At 52.7% G+C, this 14573-nt stretch carries 19 protein-coding genes; 3 read left to right on the forward strand and 16 right to left on the reverse strand.

From position 1 onward, the window contains the following. Positions 1-150 precede the first annotated feature (150 nt). Positions 151-576 (reverse strand): OsmC family protein, encoded by a 426-nt coding sequence (locus BRO54_RS08080; protein WP_074043640.1) that lies wholly within the window; start codon positions 574-576, stop codon positions 151-153. A 175-nt stretch (positions 577-751) separates the two neighbouring features. Here BRO54_RS08080 and plsY point away from each other — a divergent pair, with 175 nt between their 5' ends. Both plsY and BRO54_RS08090 read left to right on the forward strand, forming a co-directional pair. Further along, positions 752-1345, forward strand: a complete 594-nt coding sequence (gene plsY, locus BRO54_RS08085; protein ID WP_044737044.1) for a glycerol-3-phosphate 1-O-acyltransferase PlsY — start codon at positions 752-754, stop codon at positions 1343-1345. A 28-nt stretch (positions 1346-1373) separates the two neighbouring features. Further along, complete coding sequence (locus BRO54_RS08090) at positions 1374-2738, forward strand: RsmF rRNA methyltransferase first C-terminal domain-containing protein (RefSeq protein ID WP_074043641.1); 1365 nt, start codon at positions 1374-1376, stop codon at positions 2736-2738. 74 nt (positions 2739-2812) lie between these two features. On the opposite strand, the gene BRO54_RS08095 is transcribed toward BRO54_RS08090, so the two are convergent. The 15 genes from BRO54_RS08095 to BRO54_RS08165 all read right to left on the reverse strand — a co-directional run bounded on the left by BRO54_RS08095 (position 2813) and on the right by BRO54_RS08165 (position 13721). Next, on the reverse strand, positions 2813-3388 hold the full coding sequence (locus BRO54_RS08095; RefSeq protein ID WP_074043642.1) for a YpmS family protein: 576 nt from the start codon (positions 3386-3388) through the stop codon (positions 2813-2815). Continuing rightward, positions 3385-4170: an SGNH/GDSL hydrolase family protein gene (locus BRO54_RS08100; protein ID WP_074043643.1), complete on the reverse strand. Its 786-nt coding sequence runs from the start codon at positions 4168-4170 to the stop codon at positions 3385-3387. The genes BRO54_RS08095 and BRO54_RS08100 overlap by 4 nt, the downstream gene beginning before the upstream one ends. Positions 4171-4241: 71 nt before the next feature. Further along, positions 4242-4814 carry an SCO family protein gene (locus tag BRO54_RS08105; RefSeq protein ID WP_074043644.1) on the reverse strand — a complete coding sequence of 191 codons (573 nt, stop codon included), beginning with the start codon at positions 4812-4814 and terminating at the stop codon, positions 4242-4244. Positions 4815-4862: 48 nt separating this feature from the next. Continuing rightward, positions 4863-5042, reverse strand: coding sequence for a hypothetical protein (locus BRO54_RS08110; RefSeq protein ID WP_074043645.1), 180 nt, complete (start codon positions 5040-5042; stop codon positions 4863-4865). Positions 5043-5239: 197 nt separating this feature from the next. Then, the gene (locus BRO54_RS08115) at positions 5240-5491 is read right to left on the reverse strand and encodes a YpmP family protein (RefSeq protein ID WP_074043652.1); all 252 of its coding nucleotides are present in this window, start codon (positions 5489-5491) and stop codon (positions 5240-5242) included. 106 nt (positions 5492-5597) lie between these two features. After that, positions 5598-6869 (reverse strand): threonine ammonia-lyase IlvA, encoded by a 1272-nt coding sequence (gene ilvA / locus BRO54_RS08120; protein WP_074043646.1) that lies wholly within the window; start codon positions 6867-6869, stop codon positions 5598-5600. A gap of 313 nt (positions 6870-7182) precedes the next feature. Beyond that, the gene (locus tag BRO54_RS08125) at positions 7183-7626 is read right to left on the reverse strand and encodes a YndM family protein (RefSeq protein ID WP_074043647.1); all 444 of its coding nucleotides are present in this window, start codon (positions 7624-7626) and stop codon (positions 7183-7185) included. A gap of 212 nt (positions 7627-7838) precedes the next feature. Next, positions 7839-8333, reverse strand: coding sequence for a dihydrofolate reductase (locus BRO54_RS08130; protein WP_074043648.1), 495 nt, complete (start codon positions 8331-8333; stop codon positions 7839-7841). 14 nt (positions 8334-8347) lie between these two features. Continuing rightward, entirely contained in the window at positions 8348-9142 is a 795-nt protein-coding gene (thyA, locus tag BRO54_RS08135; RefSeq protein ID WP_074043649.1) for a thymidylate synthase, read from the reverse strand. Between the two features lie 74 nt (positions 9143-9216). Then, positions 9217-9921, reverse strand: a complete 705-nt coding sequence (locus BRO54_RS08140) for an anthrax toxin lethal factor-related metalloendopeptidase (protein ID WP_074043650.1) — start codon at positions 9919-9921, stop codon at positions 9217-9219. 91 nt (positions 9922-10012) lie between these two features. Next, positions 10013-10591 carry a YpjP family protein gene (locus BRO54_RS08145; RefSeq protein WP_176202420.1) on the reverse strand — a complete coding sequence of 193 codons (579 nt, stop codon included), beginning with the start codon at positions 10589-10591 and terminating at the stop codon, positions 10013-10015. 21 nt (positions 10592-10612) lie between these two features. Continuing rightward, entirely contained in the window at positions 10613-11833 is a 1221-nt protein-coding gene (locus BRO54_RS08150; RefSeq protein WP_074043653.1) for an LL-diaminopimelate aminotransferase, read from the reverse strand. A gap of 610 nt (positions 11834-12443) precedes the next feature. Beyond that, on the reverse strand, positions 12444-12575 hold the full coding sequence (locus tag BRO54_RS08155; protein ID WP_011231272.1) for a YuzL family protein: 132 nt from the start codon (positions 12573-12575) through the stop codon (positions 12444-12446). 83 nt (positions 12576-12658) lie between these two features. Continuing rightward, positions 12659-13096, reverse strand: coding sequence for a BrxA/BrxB family bacilliredoxin (locus tag BRO54_RS08160; RefSeq protein ID WP_074043654.1), 438 nt, complete (start codon positions 13094-13096; stop codon positions 12659-12661). Positions 13097-13337: 241 nt separating this feature from the next. Continuing rightward, complete coding sequence (locus BRO54_RS08165) at positions 13338-13721, reverse strand: DUF4183 domain-containing protein (RefSeq protein WP_013145291.1); 384 nt, start codon at positions 13719-13721, stop codon at positions 13338-13340. A gap of 440 nt (positions 13722-14161) precedes the next feature. Here BRO54_RS08165 and BRO54_RS08170 point away from each other — a divergent pair, with 440 nt between their 5' ends. Beyond that, entirely contained in the window at positions 14162-14545 is a 384-nt protein-coding gene (locus BRO54_RS08170) for a DUF4183 domain-containing protein (RefSeq protein ID WP_013145290.1), read from the forward strand. Positions 14546-14573: the final 28 nt, after the last annotated feature.

Consider the following 14573-nt stretch of genomic DNA (forward strand, 5'->3'; position numbering starts at 1 on the left):
CGGCGGGGTGTCCATCCAAACGACTGATCGCCGTTATCCGTTCTAACACAAAAAAGGTGTTCCGCAAACGATCGGAACACCTTTTTCATCGTATTGTCATTCGGCGCTATGCCACGCGAAACGGCCATGAACGCCACGCCCTTCTCCTTGTTAGATCGTCTCCTTCCCGCGCACGCCGTTGATCGAATAGCTCGCCGTAATGGCGGCATTTAACGAATGGGAAACGGAACAATATTTTTCTTTTGACAACCGAATGGCGCGGACGACCTTGTCTTCCGGCAAATCGCCTTCGAGCGCGTAATGAATATGAATTTCTGTAAACCGCTTTGGGTGGTCATCGGCGCGCGTTCCTTCGACTTCCATCGAAAACGCGCGGACATCAAGCCGCATTTTTCGCAAAATCAGAATGATGTCGATGCCGGTGCAGCCGGCTAAGGCGTGAAGCAAAAGCTCCATCGGCCGAGCGCCTGAATCGTTGCCGCCGACGTCTTTCGCGGCGTCGATCGGAATCACCACACCGGAAGCGCTTTGGCCGCTGAATGACATGTTTCCGTTCCATACAACCGTCGTTTTCATCATGGTCGCTCCTTTCTCATCTGTCCGGGGTCGGACGGACTTTCCGACAGCCCGTTTCTTCTTTTCAGTTTAGCGGCTATGTCCTTGAAATGCAAAATTCCTGTCTACCGTTTTCGCTCATGCATGTTAAAATAGAAACATGCACAAACTTGTTGAGTAAAGGGTGTTTGATTCGATGACCGCACTCATTTTGCTTCTTGCTTATCTTCTCGGTTCGATTCCGTTTGGCCTTCTTGTCGGGAAAATCGGCTACGGGATCGACATCCGCGAACACGGGAGCGGCAATCTTGGGGGAACAAACACGTTCCGCGTGCTTGGGGCGAAAGCGGGAACGATCGTCATTGTCGGCGATATGCTAAAAGGGACGCTGGCGGCGAGCTTGCCGATGCTTTTTTCCGTCCCCGTGCATCCGCTGTTAGCCGGTGCGGTCGCCGTGGTCGGCCATATGTATCCGGTGTTCGCCAAGTTCCGCGGCGGCAAGGCGGTGGCGACATCGGGCGGGGTGATGCTGTTTTATTCGCCGTTGTTCTTTTTGTCGCTCATCGCCGTGTTTCTTGTCGTCTTGGCTGTTTCACGCTACGTCTCCCTGTCATCGATGGCCGCGGCGCTGTATGCGGTCGTGTACACCGTCTTTTTCACTGACGACATTCCATTGACGGTGGCAGTGTTGTTGCTGGCTTCGTTTATCTTTTATCGTCATCGCGCCAACATTCAACGCATCTTGAACAAAACGGAGCCGAAAGTGAAATGGCCAGGCAAACGCTCATGACGACGGACGGAGAAAGGAGTTTGTTGCGTTGAGATTGCCGGAAGCATTTGTCGCGAAAATGAAGAAGCTGCTTGATGAAGAAGCAGACGAGTTTTTCGCTGTTTATGAAAACGAAAAAATCAACGGCTTGCGCGTCAATCCGTTGAAAACCGACCCGGGCGCATGGTCAAAAACGGCGCCCTTTTCCCTTTCCCCGGTGCCGTTTTGCCCGACCGGGTTTTATTATGAGCCGGACGAACAGCCGGGAAAGCATCCGTACCATGCGGCCGGCCTGTATTACATTCAAGAACCGAGCGCCATGGCGGTCGCCGAAGCGCTGCGTCCCGCCCCTGGGGAGACAGTGCTTGACTTGTGCGCCGCCCCTGGCGGGAAAACGACCCAGCTTGGAGCGATGATGGAAAACAAAGGGCTGCTTGTCGCCAACGAAATCCACCCGAAACGGGTCAAAGCGCTCGCAGAGAACGTCGAACGGTTCGGCTTGACGAACACCGTTGTCGTCAATGAAACTCCCGAGGCGCTTGCCGAGCGGTTTCCAGGCTTTTTTGACAAAATTTTAGTCGACGCCCCCTGTTCCGGCGAAGGCATGTTTCGCAAGGATGAAGAGGCCGCTTCGTTTTGGAGCCCGGCTTACGTCGAAGAGTGTGCGGCCAGACAGCGGCGCATTTTGGAAAGCGCCTATGCGATGCTGAAAGAAGGCGGCATTCTCGTCTATTCCACGTGCACGTTCTCTCCTGAGGAAAACGAGCAAACGATTGAATGGCTGCTTGAGGCGCACGATGATTTGCGGTTGCTGCCAATTGCGAAAATCGGCGGCATCGAGCCGGGGCGGCCGGAGTGGACGAAAACCAATCGATCCGATCTCGTACACGCCGCCCGCCTTTGGCCGCACCGTCTGAAAGGTGAAGGGCATTTTGTCGCCAAACTGCAAAAACAGCGGCCCACCCCGCCTTGGCGGGGGCGGTGGGCGAAATCGAGCGCGCCAAAAGCCGCTATCCGCCTGTATCGACAGTTTGAACAAGAGGCATTGCGGACAAAACGAGACGGCACGTTCGTGTCATTTGGCGCCCATTTGACTGTGTTGCCCGAGCGTTGCCCGGATTTGTCCGGTTTGAAAATCGTCCGCGCCGGGTTGCACTTAGGGGATGTGAAAAAAGAGCGGTTTGAGCCGAACCATGCCCTTGCCTTGGCGCTGCGGACAGAGGAAGCGAAACATGTGCTTGACCTATCGAGCGCGAGCCGCGAAATCGTCCAATATTGGCGCGGGGAGACGCTTTCCACCAACGGCAACCGCGGTTGGCTGCTTGTGGCTGTGGATGGATTTCCGTTCGCCTGGGGGAAAGAAGTGAAAGGAACGGTGAAAAACTTTTATCCGAAAGGGCTGCGCCTCGTCTAAAACGTCGGAAAAGCGGATGGCAAAGGAGCTCCTAACCGCAAAAAAGACTGTCCTGCAAACGCGGACAGTCTTTTTCACTGGTGCTGCTTGGTCGGAATCGTTAAGGTAAACACGATCTCATCGGCGGCCAAATCGATTTTTTTCGCCGCGACTTGATAGCTGTTGCCAAAGCGAATGTCAGTGAGTGCGACGTAGACACGGGTGTGCTCCGGGTCAATCGCCACTTCATCGGGCAGCGGGGCGTGCTTTTGCAAGTAGCGAAGCACATACGTCACCGGCAGCTTCCAATCGCCAAACGAAATCGTCGGCTCCGTGAGCTCGACATTCCCTCCTTTGACCACTTTTGGCACAAACGAGACGACGAGTTCGACCGGACGACCTAAAATAGGGATTTCGCTTGAAACATAGACGCGATCGGCGAGCCAAACGCGGTATTGCAGCGAATGGCCTTTCGTTTTTTTCACCAAATAATCGTTAATGACGGCGTTCAAATGTGCTTTCTTCGAGTAAACAGTAAATGAGGCTCCTTCGACATCCGGGTGCGCCGGCCGTTTCACCGGCGGAGACGGCTTAAGCAGCCAGGCGGCGGCTAAAACAATGACCGCCGCGTTGACAGCCGCCAACATCCAAAACGCTCGTTTCCAATTCATTGCAATAAGCTCCCTACCCACCACTCTTTTTGTTGATCTAACGCTTCATACACTCGCATGGCAATCTGTTCGTATCCTGCGGCATTCGGATGAAATTCGTCGCGATGAAGTAATTCGTCGCGGTCGATGAAGATGTCTTGAATATCAACGAAGATCGTCCGGTCATACCGTGAAAGCACTGCCCGGCTGGCGCTGTTCCACTCAGCGATGACGTCATCGATTTCCGGAATGTTCGGCAACGTGCTGGAAAACGGATTGTATAAGCCGACGAGCACAACGACCGCATACGGGTTGACGGTGCGCAACGAGATCAACAGATGGTCGAGCCGGTCGGCAAACATTTCCCTCGCTTGCCGAAACCGCTCGCGCGACAAGTCCAAAAAGTGCGAACGAACGACGTTCATCACATCGTTGCCGCCAATTGTCAGCACTATCACATCCGCCTGCCCGAGCTCCTTTCGATGAGCGGCAATGACCGGCTCGAGGTCGACGATACGCCGGCCGCGCTTGCCGAAATTCGTCACTGTCACCGTTCGCACCCCTTCTTCTGCCGAAAGGAGCGGGACAAGGCGGCCGACATAGCCGCCTTTCCCTTCGCCGTCTCCCACTCCTTCCGTCAACGAATCGCCTAAAGCGACCAAATGAATATCTTTCGGCAGCGGCTTCGCTTCCAGCAGTTTGCCGGCCGCTTCATTCGGGTGCTCCAGTTTCCCGCCGGCTGAAAAGGCGGCGCATCCGACAAGCAGCCAACTCCATATGATCAGCCATCCCCATCGTTTCACGTTTGACACCTGCCTTTTGCCGCAACAAGGGAGAGGCGAAAAGAAGGCAAAACAGCGGCACCGCCTTTGCCTTAGCGCGACGACTGCAAAATTTCGATATGCTCCAAAATCGTGTCATACGGCACATTTTCCACGCCGTTGTACGTTTGCGCCACTTTACCGTCCGGACCGACTAAATAAAAGCTTGTGCCGTGGATGACTTGGTCATCATTGGCGGGCTTTTGCACGATCGTTTTAAAGCTTTTTTGCGCCAGCTCGCTGATTTCGGCGAGGCTGTATCCGGTCAGCAAATGCCAGTTTGATAGATCGTCTGTAAACTGTTTCGCATAGGCTTCGAGTTTTTCGGGCGTATCGACTTCGGGGTCGACGCTGAACGAAACAAATTCCACATCAAGCCCTTTTTCTTCCGCCTTTTCCTTCAATTTCGCCATATGGGCCGTCATCGGCGGACAAACCGTTTCACAATTCGTAAAAATAAAATCGGCGACCCATACTTTTCCTTTCAAGTCGCGAAGCCCAAACGGCTTGCCGGACTGATCGACGAACGTAAAGTCGGCGACCGGCCAGTTTTTGGCGTCCGGAATCGTTTTTCCGCACGCCGCGAGCAAACAAACTGCCACGATCATCATCATCCGTTTCCACATCGCTCGTTCATCCTTTTCCGTCTACATCATTTTTCCTTCGAGCTGCACTTATTCTCGATCTGGTTCTTCAGTATAGTACATGAGCGCAAGCGCCCCAGGGCCGGTGTGAATGGAAATGACCGGCGTCGTTTCAACCCGCGTGTGGCCGATCATGCTCGAAACCATTTCGGCGGGCACTGCCGCCGGCACATCGGCTGTCGAATCGGTTACAATTTTTACGTTTTTCATCGATTCACTCCCGTATGCATCAAGGGCGAATCCAGTTCCAAGGACGCCCCGCGGCGTTCAATCAAGCGGCCATGCGGAGTTTCCGCCGAACTTTTCGTTTCTCCCCCATCGTCATCTCGTTTCAATTATATAACGAAACCGCCCAAAATCCCACCAAAAAAAAGTTGTTTTGCCGGCCAGGGGCAAAACAACAACGATCATGCATTATGCTTTAACACCGTCTCTTTAAAGATCTGTTCATATACAGGCCATTTCAGCACTTTCTTCAAATGTTCGCGGAACGAATACACAGAACGGCTCGTTCTCGATCGGTACACCTTTGCAATAAACGCCTCCAAGCGCAGTTGGACCATGAATCGGTACGTGTTCTCTTCCTCCAATACAGGAATTTCGATAATCTTCACTTTCTGCCCATACGCGTTTTTGAACTCGAGGCTTTTGAATAGCAAAATATCAATCCTCTTTTTCACCGATTTACTTCTATTATACACCAATCCGGTGAAAAAGTATGTCGGAATGCGGCGAATTTGTTCCGACTTTTTTCGTATTTTTTCGTTAGATCAATAAATGGAACAAGTTCGGGTCTTTGTTCACTTCTTGGAACGGGAAGCCTTTTTTCTTCATCCGCTCGATGAGCGGCGCGTAGTCTTCGCGCCGTTTCAGCTCGATGCCGACGAGCGCCGGGCCGCTTTCTTTGTTGTTTTTCTTCGTGTACTCAAACCGGGTGATGTCATCGGTCGGCCCAAGTACTTCATCCAAAAACTCGCGCAACGCCCCAGCCCGCTGCGGGAAGTTGACGATGAAATAGTGTTGCAGTCCTTCGTAAATCATCGAGCGTTCTTTGATTTCCTGCATCCGGTCGATGTCGTTGTTGCCGCCGCTGACGACGCAGACGACCGTCTTGCCGCGGATTTGTTCCTTGTAAAAATCAAGCGCGGCGATCGGCAGCGCCCCCGCCGGTTCGGCGACAATGGCGTTTTCGTTGTACAGCTCCAAAATCGTCGTGCACACTTTCCCTTCCGGAACGACGACGATGTCATCAAGCACCCCGCGGCATAAGGCGAACGTCTTTTCCCCGACCGTCTTGACGGCAGCCCCATCCACGAACTTGTCGATTTCCTCGAGCGTCACGACATGTCCGCGCTCGAGCGCCGCTTTCATCGACGGGGCGCCAGCCGGCTCGACGCCGATCACCTTGGTGGACGGAGAAATGCTTTTCACATACGTCCCAAGTCCGGCCATCAATCCCCCGCCGCCGATGCTGGCGAACAAAAAGTCGATCGGTTCATCGCAGTCGTTTAACACCTCGACGCCAATCGTCCCCTGTCCGGCAATGACGTATTCATCATCAAACGGATGGATGAACGTCCGCCCTTCCGCCTCGGCGCACTTCACCGCTTCGTTGTATGAATCATCAAACGTGTCGCCGACAAGCACGATCTCGACCATGTCTTTGCCAAATAGCTGCACTTGCGACACTTTTTGCCGAGGCGTGGTCGCGGGCATGTAAATTTTCCCATGCACGCCAAGCGCCCGGCACGAGTAAGCCACTCCTTGGGCATGGTTGCCGGCGCTGGCGCATACCACCCCGTTTCTCCGCTCCTCATCGGTTAAATGCTTCATCCGGTTGTACGCCCCGCGCAGCTTAAACGAACGCACGACTTGCAAATCCTCGCGCTTTAAGTAGACATTGCATTCATAGCGCTCGGATAACAGCGGGTTTTTTTGCAGCGGCGTATGGGAAACAACATCCTTCAGCGTATGATACGCGATCAAAATGTCCTCGACGTATACCGCCCCTTGCTTTCGTTTCAGCTGTTGTTCCATGTTCTCGTTCCCTTTCTTTCTAAGTTGTCTTTGATTTGTAGATTATATCACAAATTCGCAAAAAGAAAAGGGAATTTTCGAAAAGTTTTTGAGTGAAGATGGGCTGGCTCGCGATCATCGCGATTGTCCCGCTTTACCGGGCGCTTCCGCCGGCCGGACTCACGTTTTTGGCCTGACGCCATCCGATGAGCGCCGTCCTTCCTGCTCGAAACCTCTCCCTAGCCACCTCGCCAGACGGCAACGCGGCGAATGTGCAACACCTGCACGGCGAACTACTTCTTAATGCGCAAGCGGACAGAAAAAACGACCGGCGCTATGCCCGGTCGTCCTCTTTTTTGAACTCTTCTTCCTCGGCAAATTCCGTCGCCCATCTTCCCTCATCATACCAGCGGTGCGCTTCTTCCCGTCTTGCTTCTTCGTGCACATGGTTTTCCATATACAAATGGAAAAACGCTTCAACCGCTCCGATCGCCAAGGCGCTGAAAAACGCGCCGTACGCCATGTTGACGGACGGGGCAATGAGTGCAAAGCTGACCGGCCAAATAAGCAAAAAGGAAAGCGGCACGTCAAGAGCGGCAGCGACAAAATGGCCGACGCGCGGCAACACGAACAGATCGCCGATAATATAAGAAACAAGCGCCGTCACGATCGTCATGAGTGAAATCAAGGAAAGCGGGGCATTGAAGATCGTAAACATCGAAAACAAGACGACGCTCCAAGCGGCCAGTTTGACGACAAACGGAACGATATGCTTCATCGTCTTCCTCCATTTCCATCGTTGTTCTAGTTGTTATCGTTCCTTTTTTGCCCCGCTTCTATGCAGAAAAAACACACTTGACCGTTCGGCGCGGTCGGTTTCAAAACGTTCGTATCCCGACTAAAAAAGACGTCCCATGTTTTTGGGACGCCTTCTTCAACTTTCCGTACGCCAGCTGCAAACGCACGTTCATGCCAACGTACGATATGTGCCTATTTTGTCTCTTTCCGCTCGTAAATGAGAAAGGCGTGTTCATACGGATTTCTTTCGTCTTTCACCCCCGGCGTATAGGAAACGATGTCCCACTCATCTTCCAAAATAGGGGGATAAAACGTATCGCCGGGGAAGGAAGCAAAAATTTTCGTCACATACAGCCGATCAGCGATGGGCATCGTCACTTCAAACAATTCAGCCCCGCCGATGATAAACACTTCATCGGCGCGAGCAGCGATCCATTGCTTTACTTCCTCAAGCGAATGAAGCACAAGGCAGCCTTCCGGGCGAAACGAGCGGTTGCGCGTGACGACGACGTTTTCCCGCCCAGGAAGCGGGCGGCCGATCGCTTCAAACGTTTTGCGCCCCATCACGATGGCATGGCCCATCGTCACCCGTTTAAAATATGCCAAATCGGCCGGCAAATGCCAAGGCAAGCGGTTGTCTTTGCCGATCACCCGGTTTTCATCCATCGCCACAATGTGCGAAATCATGCCGCCCCTCTCCTTTACACGGCTACCGGCGCTTTAATCGCCGGATGCGGGTCATAGCCGACGATCTCGAAATCGTCGTATTCGTAGTCGAAAATGGACGACGGCTTCCGTTTGATCACGAGCTTCGGCAGCGGGCGCGGCTCGCGCGTCAGCTGCAGTTTCGCTTGCTCAAGATGGTTTTTGTACAAATGGACGTCGCCGCCGGTGAAAATGAGTTCGCCGACATCGAGGTCGCACTGCTGGGCGATCATATGCGTCAAGAGCGCATAGCTGGCAATATTAAACGGCAGCCCTAAAAACGTATCAACGGAGCGCTGCTGCCACATGCACGACAACCGACCGTTCGCGACATAAAACTGAAATGCATAATGGCACGGCGGCAGCTTCATCTCGTCCAATTCCGCCACGTTCCAAGCGCTCACAAGCAGCCGGCGTGAATTCGGATTTCGTTTGATCTCCTCGACGACCCAGGCGATCTGGTCGATTGTTTTCCCGTCCGCCCCTTTCCATGAGCGCCATTGCGCGCCGTAAATCGGGCCGAGGTCGCCGTTTTCATCCGCCCACTCGTCCCAAATCGTCACGCCATTCTCCTGCAAATAGCGGACGTTCGTATCGCCTTTTAAAAACCAAAGCAGTTCATAAATGATGGAGCGAATATGCAATTTTTTCGTTGTCACGAGCGGAAATCCATCTTGCAAGTTGAAGCGGAGCTGGCGGCCGAACACCGACAGCGTGCCGACGCCCGTGCGGTCCTCTTTTTCGACGCCGTTTTCTAAAATATCCTCCAATAACTGCAAATATTGCCGCAATGTTCTCACCTCACGCTCTATCATATCATAAAGCAACGCATGGTGAACCACTTGTCCATAAAAAAACGAGCCTTTTACGAGGCCCGTTCCGCCAATCCGCGGATCAACGCATATGTTCTCGGCGCTGCCGCCCGCAACGTTTGCCGCGTCTCTTCGCTTGCATAATAATAGGCAAACGCCTCGGCAAAATACTCTTCCGGATAGGTCAAAAAATAATATTCGCCAGGAAAGAGCCGCGGCGCCTCCTCCCGCCAAATCGCTTGAAATTCGTCCGTTTCATGAATGCGGTCAAATACAATGTAATCGAGCGAATGAGCAAACTCATGCAGCTCCAAATTGACCGAGCCATGCCCTTTTCCTTTTTCGCTATGGCCGAGGCGGACAAGCACTAAATGCGACCCGCCGATGCCCGGCACGTCATCCCATGTTTTCGAACCCGGCATATAACCGCGCGGCGTTTTTCCGCGCAAATGGCGGGCCGTCGGCTCATCGGTGATCGGGCCGGTTAACAGTTGGATGTAAATATGGTGATCTGCCGCCTGCTCTAAAATCGTGCGATCAATGCGGGCGAGCGTCCGGATCGTTTCATTCGCTTCAGAGGCGGAAAACTCCGTCTCCGGCACGATGATGATGCGGCCAAGCACATCATGAGACGGAACACCCCTAAGGCCAAGGCTGCTTTCTTCAAGCAGCACGCCATGGGCAGCCGGATACGGCGAGAACGACAGAAGGGGAATGGCGAACAGCGCCGCCAGCAAGCTAGTGAGTAGCCGTTTCATCGTGGTTCCCCCGCTTCTTTCAATCTATGAAAATCATATCATAGAACGAAGCGGGGAAAAACGCGCAAAATCAGGAAAACGCCGCAGGCGATTATGTACGCCAGTTCGGCGGCGTATTTTTTGACCAGTAGATTTTCCCGAGTTCATGATGGGCTTGAAACCCATCATCGCATGTATGATAGTGAAACTGAAACCAATATCCGTCTTGCGGCGGATGCTCGCGGCGGACGTGAAAGCGGATCAAATCCTCTCCCGTATCCGCCCGATACAAATGAAAAATGCGCTCCCCGAGCCCGCCGGACGGGTTCTCTGACACGGCCAAATAGCGAAGCTCCTCCTCCGGATAGCGCGCGGCAAGCTCGGCGATCACTTCTTCAATGCGCGGCAAAATGACGGCGCGAAACTCATCTTCAATGACCGGAGCGATTTTGCGGCCGAACTTTTCATAGGACTGGACAACTGCCTTTTCCATCGTCCGCTCAATGAATTGAGCTCGCGTCAACGAAACAGCTTCCGCGGCAGGACTTGCCGGACTGTGCTGCCAATCGGAAGACGATGCATCATCTGACGGCGGCTCTTTGGCCGCGAGCAGCGAAGCGGGCGGTGTGACAAGTCCAAACGTGCAAACCGTAATGGCAGCAACAAGCGTTTTTCGAAGCCAAGACGGCAGCTTCATCGTCTTCACCTCCCGCTACCGCCGATCAGCGGCCGGAGACGCGAACAAGCCGGTTGCCTTGAGTTTCTCGACTGCCAGGCGCAAAACGTTTTCCGGCTGCACAAGGGCGATGCGCACGTAGCCTTCGCCGCTCGGCCCGAACGCGTGCCCAGGCGTCACGACGACGCCGGCTTGGTCGATCAGCGCCTTCGCAAACGAAAGCGATGTAAAGCCGTCCGGAATTTTTGCCCACACGAACATGCCGGCTTGCGGACGGTCAACCGTCCAACCGATGTCAGCGAGTCCATCCACGAGCGCATCGCGGCGCGCTTGATAAATCATGCGGCTCTCAGCGCAAAAGCCGGCGCCATGGCGGAGCACTTCCGCGGCCGCTTTTTGCAGCGGCCAAAAAATGCCGTAGTCCAAATTCGACTTAAACTCGGCAAACGCACGAATCACCTCGGCATTTCCGCACAAGTAGCCGACCCGGCAGCCGGCCATGTTGTAGCTTTTTGACAACGAATTGATCTCCACGCCAACGTCCTTTGCGCCTGGAACAGAAAGAAAACTCACCGGTTTGTTTCCGTCATAATACAGCTCGCCGTAAGCAAAATCGGAAACAACGAGGATATCGTACCGCTTCGCAAACTCGACCACTTCGCGATAAAATGATTCTGTCGCTACAGCTGGAACCGGATTTCCAGGGAAGTTGATAAACATGATCGTCGTCCGTTTGGCGATGTCCTCCGGGATCGCACGCAAATCCGGCAAAAAGCTGTTTTCCTCCCTCAGCGGCAGAAAATACGGCACCGCTTCCGCCATCGCCACCCCCGCCGCATACGCCGGATACCCGGGATCCGGCAATAGAATGACATCCCCCGGGTCGGCGAACACCATCGGCAAATGAACGAGCCCGTCTTGTGACCCGATCACGTACGTCACTTCCGTCTCTGGATCGAGCACGACGCCATGCGCCGTCCGATAATAATCGGCGACCGCTTCATGAAACTCGCGAATGCCCTTTAATGTGTAGCCGTACGCATTCGGCTCGTTGGCGTAGCGGGCGATCGCCTCACGCACAAACGGCGCCGGAGGCAAATCCGGGCTGCCAACGCTCAAGTCGATCCACTCGTCATGAAGATGGCGCTGCTTTTGCCGATACGCCGTCAACTCGGCGAAAATCGATGCCGAAAACGCGTTCATTCGTTTCGCTTTTTTCACGGTTCTTCCTCTCCTTTTGCAAGACAAAGACGGCATTTTCTTTTTGCTTTTGTTGGTATATACTTTTATCATAGTTCCGAAAGAAGACACCCGCTTCAACCGCGTGAAGGTCGCAGCCCAGCGATCAGCGGCAAATGGATGTCGGTTGGCGTCAGCCAAAACACATGATAAAATCAAGGTATATCATGTTCTTTGTGAACTGGATATAGGGGGTTGCATGGAGAATATCCAATGCGAAAACCAAGCAAAGCCTTCCATGCGTAAAATATCCAAGGCGCGAAAGAACTCCGAATCGTCGGATGCCTAGGGTTGGGACGACCCGAAGTCACGCTCAGGGAGACGAAAGAATGCTTTCGTCGTGGAACTGAGAAGCTCCCACTTCAAGCAAAGCGAAGTGGGGGTAGTTCACATGAATAGTGTATCATAGATTCTCAGCGAAAATATAGACAGAAAGGCGGGAAAAATGAAACATGAACACGATCTTTTTTGCGGCCAGCCTCATTACATTGCTTTACTTTATTTATAGTTGTATCGCCAACGCCTAAACGCTCTTGGCGATCCATCCAGCTCCCTTGGCATTCTGTTGGATGCGAAGGGAGTTTGCGCGTGAAAACGACAAAAGGAGCCCCGCATCGGGAGCTCCTTTTTAATCGATTTTTGTTTTTTTGCGGGCAGAGTCAAGCTCGAACGCGCCTGTCTCCGTCTCCGTCGTGCCTTGCCCTCGAACATCTGGGGCGCTGACGCCCGTTTTCGAACGATCTTTTTTCCGCTTCGGCACGCCGATCACCTCCGCCCTTATCGTTCCCGCCAACGCGCCGTTGTATGCGGAACAAAAGCAGTTTGCTCCTCGCTCGCACCGCATCAGCCGCAATATTTGTCAAACGCAGCCAAAATATTTTCCATCACGTCCTCCATCGAGTGAAACTCGATGTCTTCGCGCGGAATGAAGTGAACGACTTCTTTTCCTTTTAAGAGCGCCATCGACGGCGAAGACGGCGGATAGCCGACAAAGTATTCGCGCATTTTCGCCGTCGCTTCTTTATCTTGGCCGGCAAATACGGTGACGAAATGATCCGGCTTTTTCTCGCTCCGCAGCACCGCCTGCGTCGCCGCCGGGCGCGCCAATCCAGCGGCGCAGCCGCACACCGAGTTGACAAAGACAAACGTCGTTCCTTCCACTTGTTCCATAAACTGCTCGACTTCCTCGCTCGTGCGCAATTCGCGGAAGCCGGCGCGGACGAGTTCATCCCGCATCGGCTGCACGAGCTGGCGCATATATTCTTCATACGCCATCGACATGGCCATCATCCCTCCACCCTATAGTCGCTGTGCTATCAGCATACTATACTTCCGGTGCAAAAATCAATGAAGATGACTGCTGTGCTTCCCTATTCACCTTTTCCTGACGGCCAAAAAATGATGCCTCAAGCTTCGGCAACATTTCAGCAATGACGAATAAAGCCCTGGAGGATGGACTCCAAAGGCTTTGCTTGGATTCGGGAACATGTTCTGAAAAGCGAATGCGCAGACGTAAAGAAAATTAGAAACCCGATTTAATTGTAATAAATTGAAGAATAATCGGCGCACCTTTTGGCGGAGGCTCGGCCGTCTTCAATGTCAGCTTCCCTTTTTCCACCTCATACAGTTTTTCCGGTTGCAGCACCCCATTAATAAACAAGTTGATCCATGATACATGTTTCGGATCTAAAATACCGCGGTCGCCGTACTCTCTCAGTTCATCGTCGTCTGTATAGACGGTTTTCACTCCGTCTGATATGGTGTTATACTGGTACGTTTCCGCCTGCAAGACACGCGGAGGGAAGTGGAGCGCCACACGGAGAGGAATGGTCAGTACAGCATGGGTCCAATCGTATACTTTGGAAGCAGCGATCACATGTTTTGCTGCTGAAGATGTCCGTTTCATTCGTTTGCTCACCCAAACACACCATATTGTTTCGTGATCATTTCACTCCGCAAGATATTCTGCATTAGTATATTCACCTCCCATCTCCAAAGTGAATAGCAAACAAAATGGCAGGTTAATGAACGGTAGTAAAAAATCACTATATTCCACTTAATTCCGTCTATTATAACAGGATCATAAAACGACCAAATTCGTTTAAAATGTTTGTTTCATATTCAAATTCACTGGTAAAACAGGCTGGTATAGCAGGGCAAAAACATCATTTTTCTCCCATTGCGGCAATCGCCGAGCCATCCTCTGTAATTAATCCATACAATAAAATGAACCTATGGCACCGGCTGATTGCCAACAGAGTTCCAGATACTAAAAAGAACGGATGATAATTGGCTCAGCTTCGGGGCCACAGCATGTTAAACACAAAATGGAGAAGGGGAGATTGTATGGCTTTACAATTAATTAAATTGTTTGTCGCCGCTACTACCACGACAGAGGTTGCACCAGACGTCGCAAGATTTTTTTACATCACAACAGCTGAAATAGCAGAAGGAGCAACCTTAACGATCGACGCAGCCAGCTTTTTGCAAGACGACGGCAGCCAAGCGACAGAGTTGCCAGCATTGGCAACTAACAATAGCTACTTTAACGTGTACATTAACGGCGTTTTGCAAATGGAAGGGATATCGACGTACACTCCAGGAGCTACCGGCGTCGGGTCACTGTCCATTACCGTCCCGACCGGAAGCGGCTCGATTCCAGCTAACACCCCGGTTGTGCTCGAAATTGTCCAATTCGCTCCAAGCTCCAACACTACTGTGACAACGTAACAGCAATACTCTTTTCGATCATAAAAAC

Source organism: Geobacillus proteiniphilus, from assembly GCF_001908025.1.
GTDB classification, from domain to species: domain Bacteria; phylum Bacillota; class Bacilli; order Bacillales; family Anoxybacillaceae; genus Geobacillus; species Geobacillus proteiniphilus.

Bases quoted from the DNA above. Each gene is read 5' to 3' on its own strand.
- BRO54_RS08080 (WP_074043640.1), bottom strand. From the start codon at position 576: ATGAAAACGACGGTTGTATGGAACGGAAACATGTCATTCAGCGGCCAA.
- plsY (WP_044737044.1), top strand. From the start codon at position 752: ATGACCGCACTCATTTTGCTTCTTGCTTATCTTCTCGGTTCGATTCCG.
- BRO54_RS08095 (WP_074043642.1), bottom strand. From the start codon at position 3,388: ATGAATTGGAAACGAGCGTTTTGGATGTTGGCGGCTGTCAACGCGGCG.
- BRO54_RS08105 (WP_074043644.1), bottom strand. From the start codon at position 4,814: ATGTGGAAACGGATGATGATGATCGTGGCAGTTTGTTTGCTCGCGGCG.
- BRO54_RS08110 (WP_074043645.1), bottom strand. From the start codon at position 5,042: ATGAAAAACGTAAAAATTGTAACCGATTCGACAGCCGATGTGCCGGCG.
- ilvA (WP_074043646.1), bottom strand. From the start codon at position 6,869: ATGGAACAACAGCTGAAACGAAAGCAAGGGGCGGTATACGTCGAGGAC.
- BRO54_RS08125 (WP_074043647.1), bottom strand. From the start codon at position 7,626: ATGAAGCATATCGTTCCGTTTGTCGTCAAACTGGCCGCTTGGAGCGTC.
- BRO54_RS08130 (WP_074043648.1), bottom strand. From the start codon at position 8,333: ATGATTTCGCACATTGTGGCGATGGATGAAAACCGGGTGATCGGCAAA.
- BRO54_RS08140 (WP_074043650.1), bottom strand. From the start codon at position 9,921: ATGAAACGGCTACTCACTAGCTTGCTGGCGGCGCTGTTCGCCATTCCC.
- BRO54_RS08150 (WP_074043653.1), bottom strand. From the start codon at position 11,833: ATGCCGTCTTTGTCTTGCAAAAGGAGAGGAAGAACCGTGAAAAAAGCG.
- BRO54_RS08160 (WP_074043654.1), bottom strand. From the start codon at position 13,096: ATGTCGATGGCGTATGAAGAATATATGCGCCAGCTCGTGCAGCCGATG.
- BRO54_RS08165 (WP_013145291.1), bottom strand. From the start codon at position 13,721: ATGAAACGGACATCTTCAGCAGCAAAACATGTGATCGCTGCTTCCAAA.
- BRO54_RS08170 (WP_013145290.1), top strand. From the start codon at position 14,162: ATGGCTTTACAATTAATTAAATTGTTTGTCGCCGCTACTACCACGACA.